Here is a 17,134-nt window from a genome sequence, read left to right on the forward strand (position 1 = left end):
TTCCTTGGGTTGAAACACCCTGTCGACATGAATCGTGTTTACAGCGTCAAACCACCGTCCACGACAACGATTGAACCTGTCATATAGCTGGATTTGTTGGAAGCCAAGAAGACCACCATCTCTGCTATTTCTGAGGAATCAGCAAACCGATTCATACGCATGTTCGGGAGCTCCTCCGGCACGTAGCCGGTCTCCTGTATCATCAAAGGAACAGATTGCGTCAATGTCGTATCGACACCACCTGGACAAATCGCATTGACGCGTATACCTTTTTTCACGTATTCCAAAGCCGCCCCCTTCGTCAATCCTATCACAGCATGTTTGCTCGCTGAGTATGCTGCGAGACTATGTTCGGCGCGAATGCCTGCCGTAGAGGAGGTATTTATGATCGAACCGTGTCCTTGCTTCTCCATAACTTTGAGAACATGCTTCAAGCCGAGAAAAACACCCTTCACGTTGACGTCCATGATACGGTCGTATTCGGCTTCGCTGATATCCGACAGCATTGAAAACTTTTGTAGAATACCGGCGTTGTTGACAAATGCGTCAATGCGTCCGTATGTTTCGACGGCGAGATGAACATACCGTTCGACGTCTTCGCTCTTCGATACGTCGGCTTGCACGAAGATTCCTTCGCCACCATGTTCTTGTATTAGTGCAAGCGTCTCTTCCCCGGTTGTTTGATTGAAATCGACCGCAACGACTTTCGCTCCGGATTGCGCCAGCTTTATACAACTTGCGCGTCCGATTCCGCTGCCGGCTCCGGTAACTACTACGATTAGGTTTTCGTTTTGCATCTTTTAGTACCTCCGCCTATTATTATTGATGATTCAATTGGTGAATAATCCCGTTCAGCATTTCTTCCGTGAACATGCCCTGACTCATCATCGACAGCGCGCGCAGCGGCATATAATTCATCATCTCAGCGAACATCTCACTCGTGCCTTCCCCCAGGGTTTCCGCGGCTTCAAGACCCTCCAACATAGATCCCATGCCCTCTTGCATCTTCTGAAGCAATCCTTGCATGAACGGCGCTCTTTGCGGATCGTTTAACAGGTCGATAATCAATGTGTTTCGGTCGACTTTGAATGTCAAAGCGATTGTCGACTCGACATGTACCGTATCGCTCAAAACGATATCTTCACACGAGCGTCCAATTAATATTTCAAAATCACCGGACTCCACATGCCAATCCTTAAGATCTACGTTGTAGTAAGCGAAGGAGCGCTTATCCAGCGTCATCGTAACGGTCTTCTTCTCTCCCGGCTGAAGCTCTACTTTAGCAAAGCCCTTCAATTCTTTGACGGGGCGGATAATCGTACTCTCTACATCGCGGACATAGAGCTGAGCAATTTCTTTACCGGCACGGGATCCCGTATTTTGTATCGTTATCTGTACATTAACGAATTCCGTATCTTTGATTGCTGTGTGATCGATGACAAGATTCGAATATTCAAATGTGGTGTAGCTCAGACCGTGTCCGAACGGGAACAGCGGCTTCACTTCTTTGGCATCATAATAACGATAGCCGACAAATATGCCTTCCCGGTATTCGACCCGATTGCCTTCCCCTGGGAAGAACAAGAACGAAGGGTTGTCGCTTATCTTCATCGGGAATGTCTCGGCAAGCTTACCGCTCGGATTCACTTCGCCGAACAATAAATCAGCGATCGCGCTTCCTGCTGCCTGACCGCCCAAATAAGCTTCAAGAATCGATTTCACTCGGTCGACCCAAGGCATTTCAATTGGAGAACCGTTCATGAGTACGACGACCACGTTGCTCTGCACAGCGGCGATCGCTTCGATCAGTTGGTTCTGGTTCGCAGGCATACATAGATGCTTGCGGTCATAGCCTTCGGATTCATAACGGTCAGGAAGACCCGCGATAATGACGGCAACGTCCGCTTCGCTGGCAGCTTGTTTCGCTTCCCCGACCAAAGCGGCATCCAAATCATCTTTATCTGCATGGAAGCCTTGTGCATATACAACTGATGCAGAATTGCCTGCCAATTTTCGGATTTCTTCAAACGGCACGTCGATCTGGGTCGGATTGATATGCGAGCTTCCGCCGCCTTGGTATCTCGGTTTTTGCGCGAATGGACCGATGACCGCAAGCTTCTTGCCTTTTGCTAGCGGGAGCAGGTTCTCTTCGTTCTTCAGCAGCACCATCGTTTCGCCGGCAACGGTGCGCGCCAGACGATGATGCTCGTTCCGATCATACGTGGCGTTTGGTTGTTTGTTGTCCACGCTCATGAAAATGATGCGCAAAATCCGTTCAACCGCACGATTAAGCGCCTCTTCGGACAACTTGCCGTTCTGGACCGCCTCCACGATCTTACGGTCGCCTACGCCGCCGCTTGAAGGCATCTCCAGCTCTTGCCCGGCAGCCAGCCCGTCTACCCGGTTATTGTTGGCGCCCCAATCGGTCACGACAAATCCTTCATGTTCCCATTCTTCCTTCAATATATCGGTAAGCAAGAACTTGTTCTCGGAAGCAAACGTTCCGTTAACTTTGTTGTAAGCACTCATGACCGTCCACGGCTGGCCATTCTTCACCGGACCCTCGAAACTCGCCAAATAAATTTCCCGCAGCGTGCGTTCATCGACAACGGCATCAACGCCCATGCGACGATGCTCCTGGTTGTTTACCGCAAAGTGTTTCAGCGAAGTGCCAACGCCTTGGCTCTGCACACCCTGAATATGGCTGGTCGCCATTTCGGAAGATAGGTAAGGATCCTCCGAGAAATATTCGAAGTTGCGGCCGCATAGTGGAGAGCGCTTGATATTGGCGGCTGGTCCAAGCAGGACGGCAACGTTTTCCGCCTGGCACTCTTCACCCAGTGCTACGCCCACCTTGCCGATTAGCTCCCGGTCCCATGAACTGGCCATGCCGACTGCCGACGGGAAACAAACTGCGGGTACGCTTTTGAATATGCCCAATTGGTCGGTGTCTTCCTGCTGCTTGCGCAGTCCGTGCGGACCATCGGTGACCATAATGCTAGGAATGCCAAGGCGCTCCACACCTTTTAGCCGCCAAAAATCTAAACCGGAGCACATGCCAGCTTTTTCATCCAATGTCATCTCAGCAATTAGCGCTTGAATATCGCGTTTCATAAGATATAACCTCCTTGAATGCAAAAATCTGTATTACTCACATTATTTCATGGTAACGCTTTCTCGTATGGTATAATACTTAGAAAAATTGTACGTAAAGGGGGATTCCATAGTGGTCAATGTTCACAATCAATCTGATGTAGCCTATTCATGTAAATTGCTATATGAGAGCATCCAACTTCCGATCTTTTATACCGAGGATGGACATGCCGTGGAAACGATTTGGGGGAGCGGAGATCAGCATTGGCCATTTAATATGGAATTCGAAAAGCTATTCTGTCCATTTATAGAGAAAGAAATGGAACACCCGGTGATTCTCACAGCGAATTCCTGGGAAGAGTTTATCATAGTGCCTGTTAAACGTAGTGGAGAGCGGCATGGATTCGTTGTAATCGGTCCTTCAATCCAGCAAGTACCTACGGATGAGCATATCAATGGCCTTATGAACGATAACCAAATGTCCCATCGCGATCTGCCGCACTGGAAAGCATATTGGGACAGCCTTCCCGTCGTGAGCCGTCTTCGTCTGCTCCATATCAGCGTACTTGCGCATTGGATGATCAATCAAGAGGTTTTGGAGATTACGGATGTGCTGCAATATAGTTATCAATATGTGCTGCCCGCCATGTTTCAGAGTAATATAGAAATTGAAATTATAACCAAACGGGAATTATCGGTATCTAATCATAGTTCGAAAATAGAGAAACGGATGCTAGAATTGATTCGAACCGGCAATACAAGTGAATTAATGAAACAGTGGATCGCCTTTCCTAACGAGGGCGTGGGGATCTTATCTAAGCGGAGTCAACTCCGCAATATCAAAAATTTAGCCATTTGCTGTGTTGCGATTGCTATGAGGGCTGCTATAGAAGGAGGAATATATGAAGATCTGGCCTTTACTCTCAGTGACCTGCATATTCAACAAATCGAGGAACTGAATGATGTCAAGGCAGTTGAGGCCGCGTTAGTACGTGCGTTATTGGACTTTACGGAACGGGTTGAACAGAGCCAAAAAGAAAGTATGTCCAAACCGATCAGAATTTGCTGCGAGTACATCTTCAACCATTTATATCAAGAGATTACATTCGACAAGCTTGCGGAGTTGACTGGACTGAACAGCAGCTACTTGATGAATTTATTCAAAGAACAGACAGGCATGACACTGCTGAATTATATACAGAAACAGCGGGTAGAAGAAGCCAAGAAACTGCTTCATATGACCAATGACACGACTTCGTCCATCGGATTGCGGTTGAACTTTTATGATCAATCTCATTTTATTAAAGTTTTCAAGAAGTATACGGGCATGACGCCGAAGAAGTACCGATCCACATTGAAAACGGAAGGTTAATAAAACGGTATCTGTCGTCTTTTATGAGGAGTCCATTCAAAATCATGGTGTCTTTTGTTTGGTGGAGAATGCTGATTGTATAATAGCATATATTTCTTTCATCAAATACAGAATGAGCGACTCACTATTAGAATTAATTGAATTCGTGAGAGAACTTGGATTCACGCCAGATATGCTCGGGAAATTTATTCATTTATTTGATAGAGCGTATTATGAATTGAACAAAGAAAATGGTTGGAGAACAGATAGTTGCCAAAGAGCACCTGAAGAATTTCTGAGCACATTTAATGGATATGACGCGATTTTGTTATAGATCCCAAATTTCAAAACCGTGGATATGGAAGTATCATATTAAAAAGTTGTATTAACCGTATGAGTTTGCATGGGATGGGAAATATTTATCTGCGTGCGGCTAAATCTAATGTTGGGGCAAAAAGATTTTATGAAAAAAATAGTTTTATTGAAATTTCTTGTTTTGCCGAGCATACTTACATTTCATAATCTATCATACGGCTGCCGAGATCATTGGCAGCCTGTTCAGCTAACTGGCAGGGCAGCGAAACTTCCAATTCCATTGAAACATAATAATATTTCTACAGTATGGAGGCATAACCGGTATGGATAAAAAGAAGATGAGCTTGCTCAAGAAACTTTATCATTCAACCAATTCAGAATACGATCTTGAACGGGAAGTGAGGTTGTTCAAAGAAGACTCATTAACGGATCAGGAGAAAGAGCTGCTGAAAGAAATGAATTGGCTGGTCAACCAGTTGGAATGGCTTTCCCATGACTCATGCGTCAAGGAGTTAATAAAGCTAAGACAGGACAAACGCTTATATCGTGAACGCATCATAGATGGCTTTATCGCGGGAATTGGCGGGAGCTATCCCCGAGGTCTATCCCCGTTGGTCAGTTATTATACCATGCAGAACATCCCGGAACATGAGTATCTGGCGGCAGATCGTTATGCGGCTTGCAAAATATGTTCCTTTTCGAAAAATAAGAAAGACGGATTTTGGGAAAATGCTTCATATCTTCATTATGCCCTCTATCTAGGGAGCGCGTATGGCTCAAACCCTTGGGGGGCGCTCCTGGACCTTAAGGAGTTGGCAGAGCAGCCTCCGATCAAACCGACGAAGGAGGATATCGACGTTTTTCGGAATTTATTGGCCAGTTTGGCGCGTTCGGGGCCAGACGAAACTCCGGGTCAATTCGAGAAGCGGCTGACGGCGGAACAAATCATGCCGAAAAACAAATATGTGCGACGGGGGATTTTGAATTCGCTCGCTGTGACAGGAGTCATTCCTAACTTGTTTGTCCATACTCATTTCAGTACCTGGACGGAATTCGAATATATGGTGAGTCACGAAGAAAAGCTTCCGAATACAAAAGGCCGTTCGGATATGGAGATGCCGTGGGCGGCTTGGAATGGAGAGCTTAACATCAACCGGACCGTGATCAAGGAGCTTTTTGGAGAGGAGTACGTTCCGAAAGAAGATTGAACTAGTAAAAGAGCCGGAAGCGAGACTTGATAATCAAGGCTAGTATGACACATGAATATAGGAGGTTATAATAATAGGATATTACAAATAACGATTCCAACACCGGATACAGGGATCGAATAACTTCCAGAGAGCAGGATAAGGTTTAAATGACAGATAATAACAAGCAAAGTTACCGCTTTAGTGAAGCGCCTATATGGAATATTCAGCGAAAATATTATGAAGAAGAAGGATTGAAGGCTTGGAACAACGACCAAGTTCCTCAATATATAACGTGCAATCCATTGATCGCAACGGCATATGCAGAAATGATATTCGGGTTTCTTCAAGACCGAGCATATAAGGGAGATAGCTCAGAGCCTGTTCTAATTGTAGAACTTGGAGCTGGAGCGGGGCGATTTGCTTTCCATGTGTTACACGAGTTATGTCGGTTGATAGACTATGTGGAGATCGAGTTACCCTCGTTTCGGTATATCATGACGGACTTGGCGATGAACAATGTGTTGGCATGGAAGGAGCATCCGGCACTACAGACTTTTATTGCTAAGGGGATACTCGATTTCGCACGATTTGATGCTGTTCATGACACGGATCTGAACTTGGTTGTATCAGATGCAACCATTAGAAAAGGAGATTTAAAACAGCCTTTAGTCATTGTGGCTAACTACTTTTTTGATAGTATTCCGCAAGAGCTGCTTTATGTGGGTGAAGGTGAAATTTACGAAGCAGATGTACTCGTCGAATATCCTAAACATAGAGATTCACTAAAACCATCAGAATTACTTAATCAAATATCTTTACAATATAAGCATCGGCGGGCGCCGGAGTATGAACAAAAAACGTATCCTTATCGTGATGTCATAGCTCAATATCAGGAACAATTGGAGGATTCACATATTTTATTTCCAGCCGCCGGATTAACTTGTTTAGAACGTTTAAACGAGTTGTCGCAGGAGGGATTTCTATTAATAACAGCAGACAAAGGGGATCACTTGCTTGAAAACTGGAAATTCGCGGAGCCACCGGAGTTGATCCTGCATGGAAGCTTTTCTGTAACGGCAAACTACCATGCGATTCAGCAAGTATTGGAACAGAACGGAGCCCTCGCGTTATTTCCCCCGCATCATTACAAAAATATAAATGTGGGTTGTATGATCAATATGGATACACCGATGGACTACTTTCAAACAAGGTTAGCTTATCGTCGATTTATTGAGCGCTTTGGTCCGGATGAATTTTTTAGCTTGAAGGAATGGATAGATCTCAATATAGATAGTATGGAGCTTCAGCAAATATTAAGCTTTTGGCGGTTAGGTGGATATGACGCGGAATTCTTCTTGCAGAGTGTGAAACAGATCTCTAGTCTGTTACCGGATGCAAATGATGAAGAAAAGCAGGATATTTTGCGGGGTATAGAGCTTATGTGGTCGTCGTACTACGTCATGGAGCAGCGTTATGGCATCGCACTCGATGCTGGAGTGTTACTGTTTGAGATGGAAATGTACGAGGACTCCAAGCGGTATTTAGAAATATCGATACTTGAAGACCAAGAGGAGACCGTATCCACCGTATATTACTGTCTAGCCATTTGTTGTTTCGAGTTAGAATTAGAAGAGGATGCTTTGAATTACACTAGAAAATTAGTAACACTTGAGCCTGATCATGAAGAAGCACGGGCGTTGTTGAACAGATTTGAGTCAGAATAGCTTTGCCATTGTGAAAAGACAAGCCCCCTCTGCCGTTTTAGCGGAAGGGGCTTGTCGTTCATTGTATCAGCAGTGTCTTTAAATGCTCTATTTCTCCTTTATGAGAATCAACTGTCTTACCCTCCGTAATGTTCCAGTCACTTTCCAATAGTGCAATGATTTCCTCGAGCTTTTCAATAGCCTTATCATATTGCCCTTGAATTTCATATATATGCGAAATGGCTATCAATGAATCCGTATATTTTGGATGTGGCTGTAGTTCGTGACCTTTGGAGTAGTAATCAATGGCTTCGTCGTATTTGCATAGTTTCGCCATACAGTCTCCTCTAGAGGACCATGCACTCCAATCATGAGGATACAGTTCGGTCATCTGCTGCCAGAGAACGAGTGCTTGAGAAAGGTTACCTTCTTCCTTGCATATCAGACCTCCATATAATGGATACAAATAACCGGGTTGGATTTCGTTCAATCTTTCTAGTACTTCTCTAGCTTCAGCACATCTGCCATCTGCAAGTAAGTAGTTCATCAGCCATACATAACCTCGCCAGTAATCTGAATGATTCGGCACAAAATTTTTATAATACTCGATGAGTTTATGGTTGTTGGAGAAGTTCCAGTCCAATATGACTCCATTCTCTGCATCCCGTAAAGCGTTATGATTCCTTTTACTAATTGGAGCTAATATCAGTGCATCCTTGGCGAAATGGGAAGCTAATTCACGGTGCTCCTCTGAACGATGAATGTGCAGCTCGGCTAGCAATGTGAGGCATTGGGCCTTTTTTTCGTCGTCATTAAGTTTTTCATTAAGGAATTGTTCAGCATAGGTAAAATCATCTTTTGATATAAAATGTTCATAGCTAATCATATTTTCAATCCGTTCTAAATGGGTGTCATCGGTTAATGCAAACAGCTCATCAATGGTAACGCCCAAAATCACAGATAAACTAGGAAGCAATTGTATATCAGGCATTGTTACATTGTTTTCCCACTTGGATATGGCTTGGGATGACATATTCAGTTTTGCCGCAAGTTCCTCTTGAGTCATTCCTTTTTGTAAACGCAGCGCTTTGATTTTTCTACCGATCTCAATACTCAATTGATTAACCTCCCACTTTGATCATGTCGACTAGTCAATTGCATTATAACTTTTTGTTTGAAATACCCTCAATGACCGCGTGGTTACACGAATGAGCTTATCTGTTACATTAGTAGTTTTATAGCTTACTGAAAATGAAAATAACCCCTTGAAAAAGGGGGCTTGGCGCTGGATCATTTTGATTCGGTTATTGAATTGGCAATACTGATCAGCCAGTCGCAGAGTGAAAGTAGATGTGAAGGAAGATCTTCGACGATACATCAATCCACATCGAGATACGAGACGCTGGAAAGAGCTTTATAACGAGCGTACAAGTGTAGAACGATGCAACTCTAGATTGAAAACATATCTAACAGCAGACGATTTACATGAATTAAGTGTTCTGCTTGCCCGTTATGCTCAAGAGCGGGAGGAAAGGGAACATTTTGGTGATTATGTGATCCGTACTGGTATGATCAAGGCAGTAACAGATGGTACAGATTTTCATAATTGAGTGAGAAAATAGCATCGGCTCGATCCGCGCCATCATTCAGGCGAGCCGATGCTTCCGCGATTTGTCGTTAATGGAGCAGCCCTGATTTCCGGGATTTTTCGACCATCCCTTTGCCGATGCGGTTTATTGGTCCTTTCAGGCCGAGGCCGATGACAAGAGCGGCGGCTGCGAATAGGGCCAGCAAGAATAAATCACGGTACACGACATCCCACACAATTCCTCCGACTGCCTCACGCATCAAGCTAATGGCATACGTGAACGGGAGGTAAGGATGAATAGCCTGAAAAATGGTCGGCGTCATCTGTATCGGAAATGTACCGCCAGCACCAGCAAGCTGAAGAACGAGCATCACAATGCCCATCGCTTTACCGACATTGCCAAAAACCGAAACCAAAGTATACACGATCAGCATAAACACTGCGCTGTTAATGAGCGCGAACAGGACGAACCAGCCTTGATTCACAACATAGGTTCCGAGCAGATACATGTCGCCAAGCGTGACGAATAACGCTTGAACGATGGCGATGGTCAGGAAGGTGAGGAAACGTCCAAAATAGACCTCCCAGTTGCGATAGGGTGGGTCCTTTTCTTCATGCACCTCAACGCTAAGGAGGGAAACGAGAAGCAAAGCACCTACCCAGAGCGATAGCGTTGTAAAAAAAGGTGACATGGCCGAACCGTAATTCGGAATCGGATAAAGCCTGTTTTCCTTTAACACGACCGGCTCAGCAAAAAAAATGCTTTCCTGCTCAAAATTGTTATTCAGAAAATCGATGATTTCCTGGATCTCGCCACTTTGCTCCAGTTTTCGAAAACGATCAGCAATCGCCTTAACTTGTTGTTCGGCTTCAGGGAGATGGTTCTGGATCTCAGTAGCTTTTGCTTTTCCTGCGGCTAGGCCTTTTTCCGCATCCTGCAAAATCCGTTGTACTTCCGTTAGACCCTCTAGAACCCGGCCCATCTCCGTTTGAACGATCGGGGCGGCTTGTTGTCCGCGGTTAATTGCCTCGGAAATTCGAGGACCGATCTCCTTATCATAGCTAGTCAGCACTTCTCCAGACAGCTTGGTAACGTCATCGGCAAGCTGTCTTAGCTTAGCGAGCTGTTCTGGTCCCAAGGTACCGTCCGGACTAATTGCCGCAGAGGCATCTTCTAAGCCTTTCTGTAGGGCGGTGAAGCGATCGCTCAAGCGCTTGAGATCGTCAGCGAACTTTACGGTTCCTGGCAGTACCTGATTCAGCCGCCCGAACAGATCAGCGAGGAGGTCCGCTGTTTTAGCGGCAGTACCAGCTCGGTCCACTGCTTTCTTCAGGCGAGCCGCGGCTTCCGCGGGGGGAAGGCTGGACTGTTCGACTTGATCGAGCACTTGCTGAATGAAGATAGCGGCTTCGTTTAGTATGGCAAGATCCTGCTTAATCAGGGGATCAAGCGATACGGCTGCTTCCGAGGTGCGCTTGGCGAAGTCGGCTAGCGCTCCAGCGGTTTCTTGCCCTTTGGTGGCGATGTCCTCGAACAGCGGTAGTGACTTCTGAGCTTGAGAAACGATTTCGTTTGCTGTCTTCATGTCCTGGATGGCCGTTTGCATCGCTGCGTTCAGTTCTGGAAACTGACTTTCTATGCTATAGACAAGACGTTCTACCTTGTTAATAACGGGGAGATTATTTTCAAGTTCGATCCCCAACTCATTTAAAATTCGAAAAATAGTGTCACTTGCAGTCTGAACAATATTTTGGCTAACGTTCTGAACTATGCCGGAAGCTCCCGAGACAGTTACCTTTGGAGCAATGGCGTTAATCTTTTCATTGATATAGTAGTGAATTTCAGCTTTGGCTGGCTCGTCGGTCAGTACGCTTCCAATGCGGGCAGAGAAATCTTCAGGGATGATGATGGCCGCGTAATCGTCACCTCGCTTGACGCCCTGGATCGCCGAATCCTTGTCGGTAAAGTGCCAGCCGAGATTGTGGTTGTCTTTGAGCGAGTTGACGATTTCATCCCCGATATTCAAGGCTGTCCCCTGAAGTGTAGTACCAGCGTCTAGATTGGCTACGGCGATCGGAAGCCCGGAGGTTTGACCATACGGGTCCCATGAAGAAGCAATGTTGAACCATGCGTACAGCGATGGCAGAATGGCAAGGCCTACAATGATAATGGCGGCTGCCCAGTTGGTTCCAATCCTCTTGAGATCAGTGAAATAGATACCGAGGAGGTTCCGGATAACACATCCCTCTCTTTCAGGTACGTTTAGACTAGTATGCCGTTATTTCGGAATCTGAATACGGATAAAGTGAATGGATGGATTCCTTACGAATCATTTTCCAGGGAATCGAAAGGGTTCGCTCATATCCTCTGCATCACGTTCTGAACCACAGAGGATATATAGGGTTCGATAAACATTGTCTATAGTAGCATTGTATATTTGTTCAAACGCTTCTTTTTCTCGAAGATCGTTCGATTTCCTGTTTATTTCATTTCACTCAAGTGGGATAATATGGTACTATTGTTCCAAACTTTTCAGGGGGTGTTCGTGTGAAGTTAACATTTGATTTCCCAGTGACTGAAAGAACGTATAAAGTGATAGGCGATAGACGGTTGAAATTGTACATCTTCGAGCCTAAGATACCTTCACAAAAACAACCTGCTATTCTTTTTTTCAACGGCGGTAGTTTTAAAAAGAAACCATTCATAACACCTGTACTCTTTCAACACCAAGCCAATTATCTTTCTTCAAAAGGTATGGTTGCAATCTGTGTTGACTATCGCAATGGAAGTGACGAACAATTCACGCCAATTCAAGCCATTATGGATGTGAAATCTGCTGTTCGGTGGGTAAGGGAGCATTCGGCTGATTTGGGAGTAGACCCTGATCAAATTGTTGTGTGCGGTTCGTCAGCAGGTGGATACATTGCGGTGTCCTCCATTATGTTTGAACATCTAAACGATGATAGCGACAATCAAAATATCGACCATATTCCGAATGCTCTAGTTGTGTTCGGTGCTGGAATGGACGGGGTCGACATTATGAGTAGACGTTATCCAGAACTGCTAGACATTGCGGCAGAACTATCTCCTATCCATAACATTAAAAAATGCTTACCTCCAACGCTATGGATGTGCGGCACAGCGGATGACCTATGCGAACAAAATCAACAATTCGTTAAACGAATGGTAGACGAGAAGAATGACATTACTTTTATTACATATGAAGATATGGGTCATGACTTTTTTCACTATGGAAAACATGAGCATAGCGGTTATCACGAGAGTACTCTAATGATTGCAGATTATTTAAAGTCGTTATCATTTATATGAATACGGGTCTAATTGACTTTGACGTCGTGTCGTACCTTATGCTAGTCATGGAAAGGAGGAACTATGGAGCTGCTGACAATTAGCGAGGTTACTAAAGCCTATGGAATCTCAACAAGAACGCTTAGATATTATGAACAAATCGGATTGATCCAGAGCACGAAAAAAGAGGGCTATGCTTATCGTACCTATGATGAATGTTCGTTGCAAAGGCTGGAACAGATCTTGATCTTAAGAAAGCTGAGAATTCCATTGAAAGAAATTGAGAGACTCTTACAAGAGGAAGAATCCGGGGTAGCAGCAGCCATTTTTCAAGGGAAAATTAAAGAACTATCAAGTGATATAACGACATTGTCTGCAATTCGATCAGTATTAGATCAATTTGTAATCCGACTAAGGGAAAATGCAGAAGTGAAAGTGAGCCTTCCTATTCTGGCTGATGAATCAATCCAGCAATTGATTGAAACTCTGCCTGGTATGAAAACCAAACTTAAGGAGGAGATGTGCATGAATGAACTCAATATGACCGATAAACATTTGTCCAAGCTAAAGGATGTAAGAATTGTATATTTACCCCCTTCATCGGTAGCGTCCATACACTTGGTAGGCGGGACACCGGAATACGACACAGGAGATTTGGTTCAACAATTTATGATTCAGACGAATCTTGCTAGTATCAAGCCTGATTTGCGTCATTATGGCTTTAACCATCCGAACGGGGATAAATCCGATGGGTCAGACCATGGGTACGAGAGATGGATAACCATTCCCGACGATATGGAAGTCCATGAACCATTTGTTAAGAAGCAATTTCCGGGAGGATTATATGCTGCCCACATGATTCCTATGGGGAACTTCGAGGAATGGGGTTGGCTTGCCGAATGGGTTAACAGCAATGATGAGTATGAACCAAACTGGGGCGATCCCGATTGCATGCACGGTTCTTTGGAAGAACATTTAAACTACATCAATCAATATCATTTAAGCCATGAGGAATGTGATAAAGCTACGCAATTGGATCTTCTGCTTCCTATCAAATCAAAGTTGAAAAATAGCTAGAACATTACCTGTAGAGGTACCCATAAAGAGAGGGTATCTCTTTTATGTCGGCGGATTGAGTATAGGAACCTCTCAAATGCAATGGGCATAAGCTGATATATGTCGATTTGAGAGGATGTTTGTGTATGTTTCCTTATCGCCCGGAATTGCAGCAATTCCCCTATTCCAATTACGATTACGGGTCTATGCCCTGCGGGTATTGTCATTTCCCTTATTCCGATAGCAGATGGCTTTGGTGGTATGACGCCCTGGAATCGGATGAAAGCTACCGGCTGCCTGAGCAGCTGTTAACCTTCGTGCTCGTGCATGGCTCCTGGGCCGATGCTCACTTCTGGGATGGCATAGCGGCATCGCTGCGCAGCAAAGGGCATGCCGTCTATACGCCGGAATATGCAGGCCACGGCACAGATCCGAACAAAGCTGTCACGCATGCGATGATCACGAAGTCCGTCGTTGACTTTATAACGAGGCAGAACCTGCGAGACATCGTTCTCGTCGGGCACAGCTTCGGCGGATCAGTCATCCAGAAGGTTGCCGAACAGGTGCCGGACCGCATCAAGCGTCTCGTCTTCTGGGACGCGTTCGTACTGAAAGACGGCGAGTCGGTTGCCGACGAGTTACCGCCCCAAACGAGGCAAGCTTTCGAGCAGCTCAGAGCCGAATCGAGGGACGATACGATCATGCTTCCGTTTCCGCTGTTTCGGGACTTGTTCGTCAATACGGCCACCTTGGAGTTGGCCCAACGGTCGTATGCAGGCGTCACTCCGGAACCGGCGAAGCCGCTATTCGAGAAGCTGGATCTTAAAAAGTTCTACACGTTGACTATGCCCAAGAGCTATGTCTATTTCTACCAAGATGGCGTATTGCCACAAGGAGAGGGCTTCGGATGGAATCCGCATATGTCCACACGGCTCGGTCTATTCCGCCTGATCGTCGGCGACGGGGACCACTTTACGGATACTCGCACAAGGCCGGCCATGGTGGCGCAGAAGTTGTACGAGGCGGGCCGGGACTGACGTGCTTCAGGGGCATTTCGGAGCGGAAAACCGTACTATAAGTAACGGTAAGTGTAGGGGAAAAAGCATTATGAATGATAAAAACACTCCTTATTAACATTGAATCCAATGTATGGTAAGTAGTGTTTTTTTGAATTCTACTTCTTCGCAACATATTTACGAATGTCGAATGCAACTGCAATGACGATGATGGGATCAAGTCATCGCACGTAAGATAAAGTAGAAATCGTACGATAGGATGTCGCCGTAGACCGATGAATCCATGGGTGCAATCCTTTACATTGGTAGATATCATCCAAGGATGAGTTAACACAGTTCGAGGAGGCAATGATATGGATCACCAGGTTATGCTACAACGACAGTTATGGTTCGTGAATCAAAGATTCGGCATGTTTATACACTTTAACAGCGCTACTTTCCAGTTCGCACACACGGAGATGAAAGATTGGGAATACGGACACGAGAATCATGATGAGCCGCGCAGGTTCCCGTTCGATCCGTTAGACTGGAATCCGGACCAACTGGATTGTACGCAATGGGCACAAGCTGCTAAAGCCGCAGGAATGAGCTTCGCCGCCCTGACGACCAAGCATCATGAAGGCTTCAGCCTGTGGCCAACACAGTATTCGGAGCATTGTATTCGAAATGCAACTAGCCAAAGGGATGTCGTCAAGGAATATCTTGACGCGTTCAGGCAGGAAGGAATCGAAGCGGGTCTTTATTTTTCGATGCTGGACATCCACCATAGAATCGGCCGTAAGAAATGCACCCTGGAAGATAAGCAGTTCATTAAAGACCAAATCGAAGAATTGCTGACAGGCTATGGCCACATTCCGTTTCTCATTATTGACGGCTGGAACGCCCATTGGGGGGGACCGAAGTACGAGGACCTTCCCTTCGAAGAAATAAATGAATTCGTAAAGGGATTGCAACCCAATTGCCTCCTGATGAATATTAGCTGTGAATCCAATCTGGATCATACCGATATCGTATTTTACGAAAATGCTGCTGGACAGGAGATTGAAGACTCTTTCGAGGGGCCGGGCGCCAGCTGCAATATTTTGACGGATACATGGTTCTGGAGATCAACGGATACGACGATGGATCTTAAAACGACGGATTGGGTCTTAGACAAAATACATGATGCGAACAGCTATAACGTGACATTCTTATTAAACGGCGCACCGAATCAGCATGGGCTATTGGACGCAAATATCATCGAGCGGTTCAAAGAAATCGGAGGAAGATACCGGAAGCCAGAGGATCTGGTAAGAATCCCTACGAACTGGTTGCATCGATAGTAAATTAATCGAAACGATGCCGAATATAAAAGCGCTTGTTCATTCAATTTAACAAGCGCTTTTTTCGTCCGTAGCATGCCGAGGACGGTTCAATCCATTACAATAAACTGATACCGCTTACGGAACTCTCCCGGCGTAAAGGAAGTGTGGCGTTTAAATAAGCGCGTGAAATAGTTATTGTCGCTGAACCCGCATCGCGTACTGATTTGAATGATTGACAGTTCAGAGTGCGTTAACAGTTGTTTGGCACGTTCAATCTGAAGATGATGCCTATATTGCAAGGGACTCATCCCCGAGTACTGCTTCAAGCAGCGGGCTAAATAATCGAAGTGGTAATGCAGGTCATTTTCCATTCCTGCGGCATCGAAGTGTTGTTCCAAATGTTCGGCCAAATAGGAAGCGACTTGCTCACCGAGAGAAAGAGAACGGGCATGCGGACTGCGGTTTCGCATACTGTATTGCAGTTCTAGGAGAAATCGGCCGAATAATATTTGTAGCTCGTAGGATCGCGATGCAGATAACATGCTATGCACATGTATCATTTCCGTAAGCAGCGGCAGGATCGGGCGCAAATCAATGGCCGTAAATTTCGGGATATCTACCACACCCGGATGAACCTCGACATCCTGGTCCGTTCGATTGAGCAGAGGCTGCTGCCAGTTCGTTTTGTCAATTAAGGTTGGCTGAGGGAATCCTGGATACTGGAAATGAATCCAATATACTTCGGTCTCGGTATCGGTCGGCCGGTAGCCACGATGCATCTTCTCAGGCTCAAGGACCAAGACCATGCCTTCTTTGATGTCAAATGGAATCCTGTTTTCCTCCATGTAAAGCGTACCTTTCACGCAAACAATGATATCGAATGCATCAAATTGACGCTTCGCATGTACAATCCCCGGCGGCCATAATGTATGACCGACCGTCGCGATCAGAGGAAGGGGCGGAACAGGAAGTTCAAGTACAAGCATATCGGATCACCTATTAAATGGAATGTAGAAATTGTACTATAAATCGATAGCGCCGTCATCCCTGCCAAGGCATATTTGTGCATGGACTATTCCTAGCTTTGCAAGCAGCTAGAGATGAAAAAGGTACTTTAACTACATGTCGTTGGCGGCATGTAATTTAAGTACCCATTACTTCTATACCTCTCGATGACTAATGGCGAGGATGGTGTTGTTATCGTATTT

13 protein-coding genes and 1 pseudogene are annotated in these 17,134 nt (G+C 45.5%); 9 read left to right on the forward strand and 5 right to left on the reverse strand.

Features of this window, described 5'->3' with window-relative positions; translation table 11 throughout:
- Nucleotides 1-38 precede the first annotated feature (38 nt).
- Nucleotides 39-797, reverse strand: coding sequence for an SDR family NAD(P)-dependent oxidoreductase (locus AC3WTP_RS00230; RefSeq protein ID WP_492392572.1), 759 nt, complete (start codon nucleotides 795-797; stop codon nucleotides 39-41).
- A 22-nt stretch (nucleotides 798-819) separates the two neighbouring features.
- Nucleotides 820-3,114 (reverse strand): beta-glucosidase family protein, encoded by a 2,295-nt coding sequence (locus tag AC3WTP_RS00235; RefSeq protein ID WP_492392573.1) that lies wholly within the window; start codon nucleotides 3,112-3,114, stop codon nucleotides 820-822.
- A gap of 211 nt (nucleotides 3,115-3,325) precedes the next feature.
- Between AC3WTP_RS00235 and AC3WTP_RS00240 the strand changes: the two genes are divergently transcribed.
- From AC3WTP_RS00240 to AC3WTP_RS00255, 4 genes are all read left to right on the forward strand, one after another.
- Complete coding sequence (locus tag AC3WTP_RS00240; RefSeq protein WP_492392574.1) at nucleotides 3,326-4,465, forward strand: helix-turn-helix domain-containing protein; 1,140 nt, start codon at nucleotides 3,326-3,328, stop codon at nucleotides 4,463-4,465.
- 309 nt (nucleotides 4,466-4,774) lie between these two features.
- A complete protein-coding gene (locus tag AC3WTP_RS00245; RefSeq protein WP_492392943.1) occupies nucleotides 4,775-4,966 on the forward strand; it encodes a GNAT family N-acetyltransferase in 192 nt (63 codons plus the stop codon).
- A gap of 116 nt (nucleotides 4,967-5,082) precedes the next feature.
- Entirely contained in the window at nucleotides 5,083-5,967 is an 885-nt protein-coding gene (locus AC3WTP_RS00250; RefSeq protein WP_492392575.1) for a hypothetical protein, read from the forward strand.
- Nucleotides 5,968-6,116: 149 nt separating this feature from the next.
- Nucleotides 6,117-7,673, forward strand: a complete 1,557-nt coding sequence (locus AC3WTP_RS00255) for an SAM-dependent methyltransferase (RefSeq protein WP_492392576.1) — start codon at nucleotides 6,117-6,119, stop codon at nucleotides 7,671-7,673.
- 58 nt (nucleotides 7,674-7,731) lie between these two features.
- On the opposite strand, the gene AC3WTP_RS00260 is transcribed toward AC3WTP_RS00255, so the two are convergent.
- Entirely contained in the window at nucleotides 7,732-8,769 is a 1,038-nt protein-coding gene (locus AC3WTP_RS00260; protein WP_492392577.1) for a helix-turn-helix domain-containing protein, read from the reverse strand.
- A gap of 223 nt (nucleotides 8,770-8,992) precedes the next feature.
- Between AC3WTP_RS00260 and AC3WTP_RS00265 the strand changes: the two are divergent.
- Nucleotides 8,993-9,262: pseudogene (locus AC3WTP_RS00265) on the forward strand (hypothetical protein); the annotation flags it as partial.
- Between the two features lie 67 nt (nucleotides 9,263-9,329).
- Here the strand turns inward: AC3WTP_RS00265 and AC3WTP_RS00270 are convergent.
- Complete coding sequence (locus tag AC3WTP_RS00270; protein WP_492392944.1) at nucleotides 9,330-11,477, reverse strand: YhgE/Pip domain-containing protein; 2,148 nt, start codon at nucleotides 11,475-11,477, stop codon at nucleotides 9,330-9,332.
- Nucleotides 11,478-11,788: 311 nt separating this feature from the next.
- Between AC3WTP_RS00270 and AC3WTP_RS00275 the strand changes: the two genes are divergently transcribed.
- The 4 genes from AC3WTP_RS00275 (at nucleotide 11,789) to AC3WTP_RS00290 (ending at nucleotide 15,944) form a co-directional block, all read left to right on the forward strand.
- Nucleotides 11,789-12,571: an alpha/beta hydrolase gene (locus tag AC3WTP_RS00275; RefSeq protein ID WP_492392578.1), complete on the forward strand. Its 783-nt coding sequence runs from the start codon at nucleotides 11,789-11,791 to the stop codon at nucleotides 12,569-12,571.
- Nucleotides 12,572-12,634: 63 nt separating this feature from the next.
- Nucleotides 12,635-13,627 carry a MerR family transcriptional regulator gene (locus tag AC3WTP_RS00280; RefSeq protein ID WP_492392579.1) on the forward strand — a complete coding sequence of 331 codons (993 nt, stop codon included), beginning with the start codon at nucleotides 12,635-12,637 and terminating at the stop codon, nucleotides 13,625-13,627.
- A gap of 125 nt (nucleotides 13,628-13,752) precedes the next feature.
- Entirely contained in the window at nucleotides 13,753-14,643 is an 891-nt protein-coding gene (locus AC3WTP_RS00285) for an alpha/beta fold hydrolase (RefSeq protein WP_492392580.1), read from the forward strand.
- A gap of 332 nt (nucleotides 14,644-14,975) precedes the next feature.
- Nucleotides 14,976-15,944, forward strand: a complete 969-nt coding sequence (locus tag AC3WTP_RS00290) for an alpha-L-fucosidase (RefSeq protein WP_492392581.1) — start codon at nucleotides 14,976-14,978, stop codon at nucleotides 15,942-15,944.
- Nucleotides 15,945-16,033: 89 nt separating this feature from the next.
- On the opposite strand, the gene AC3WTP_RS00295 is transcribed toward AC3WTP_RS00290, so the two are convergent.
- On the reverse strand, nucleotides 16,034-16,912 hold the full coding sequence (locus AC3WTP_RS00295; protein WP_492392582.1) for a helix-turn-helix transcriptional regulator: 879 nt from the start codon (nucleotides 16,910-16,912) through the stop codon (nucleotides 16,034-16,036).
- Between the last annotated feature and the right edge of the window lie 222 nt (nucleotides 16,913-17,134).

The sequence above is a fragment of the Paenibacillus sp. EB106-04-04-XG159 genome (assembly GCF_058791835.1).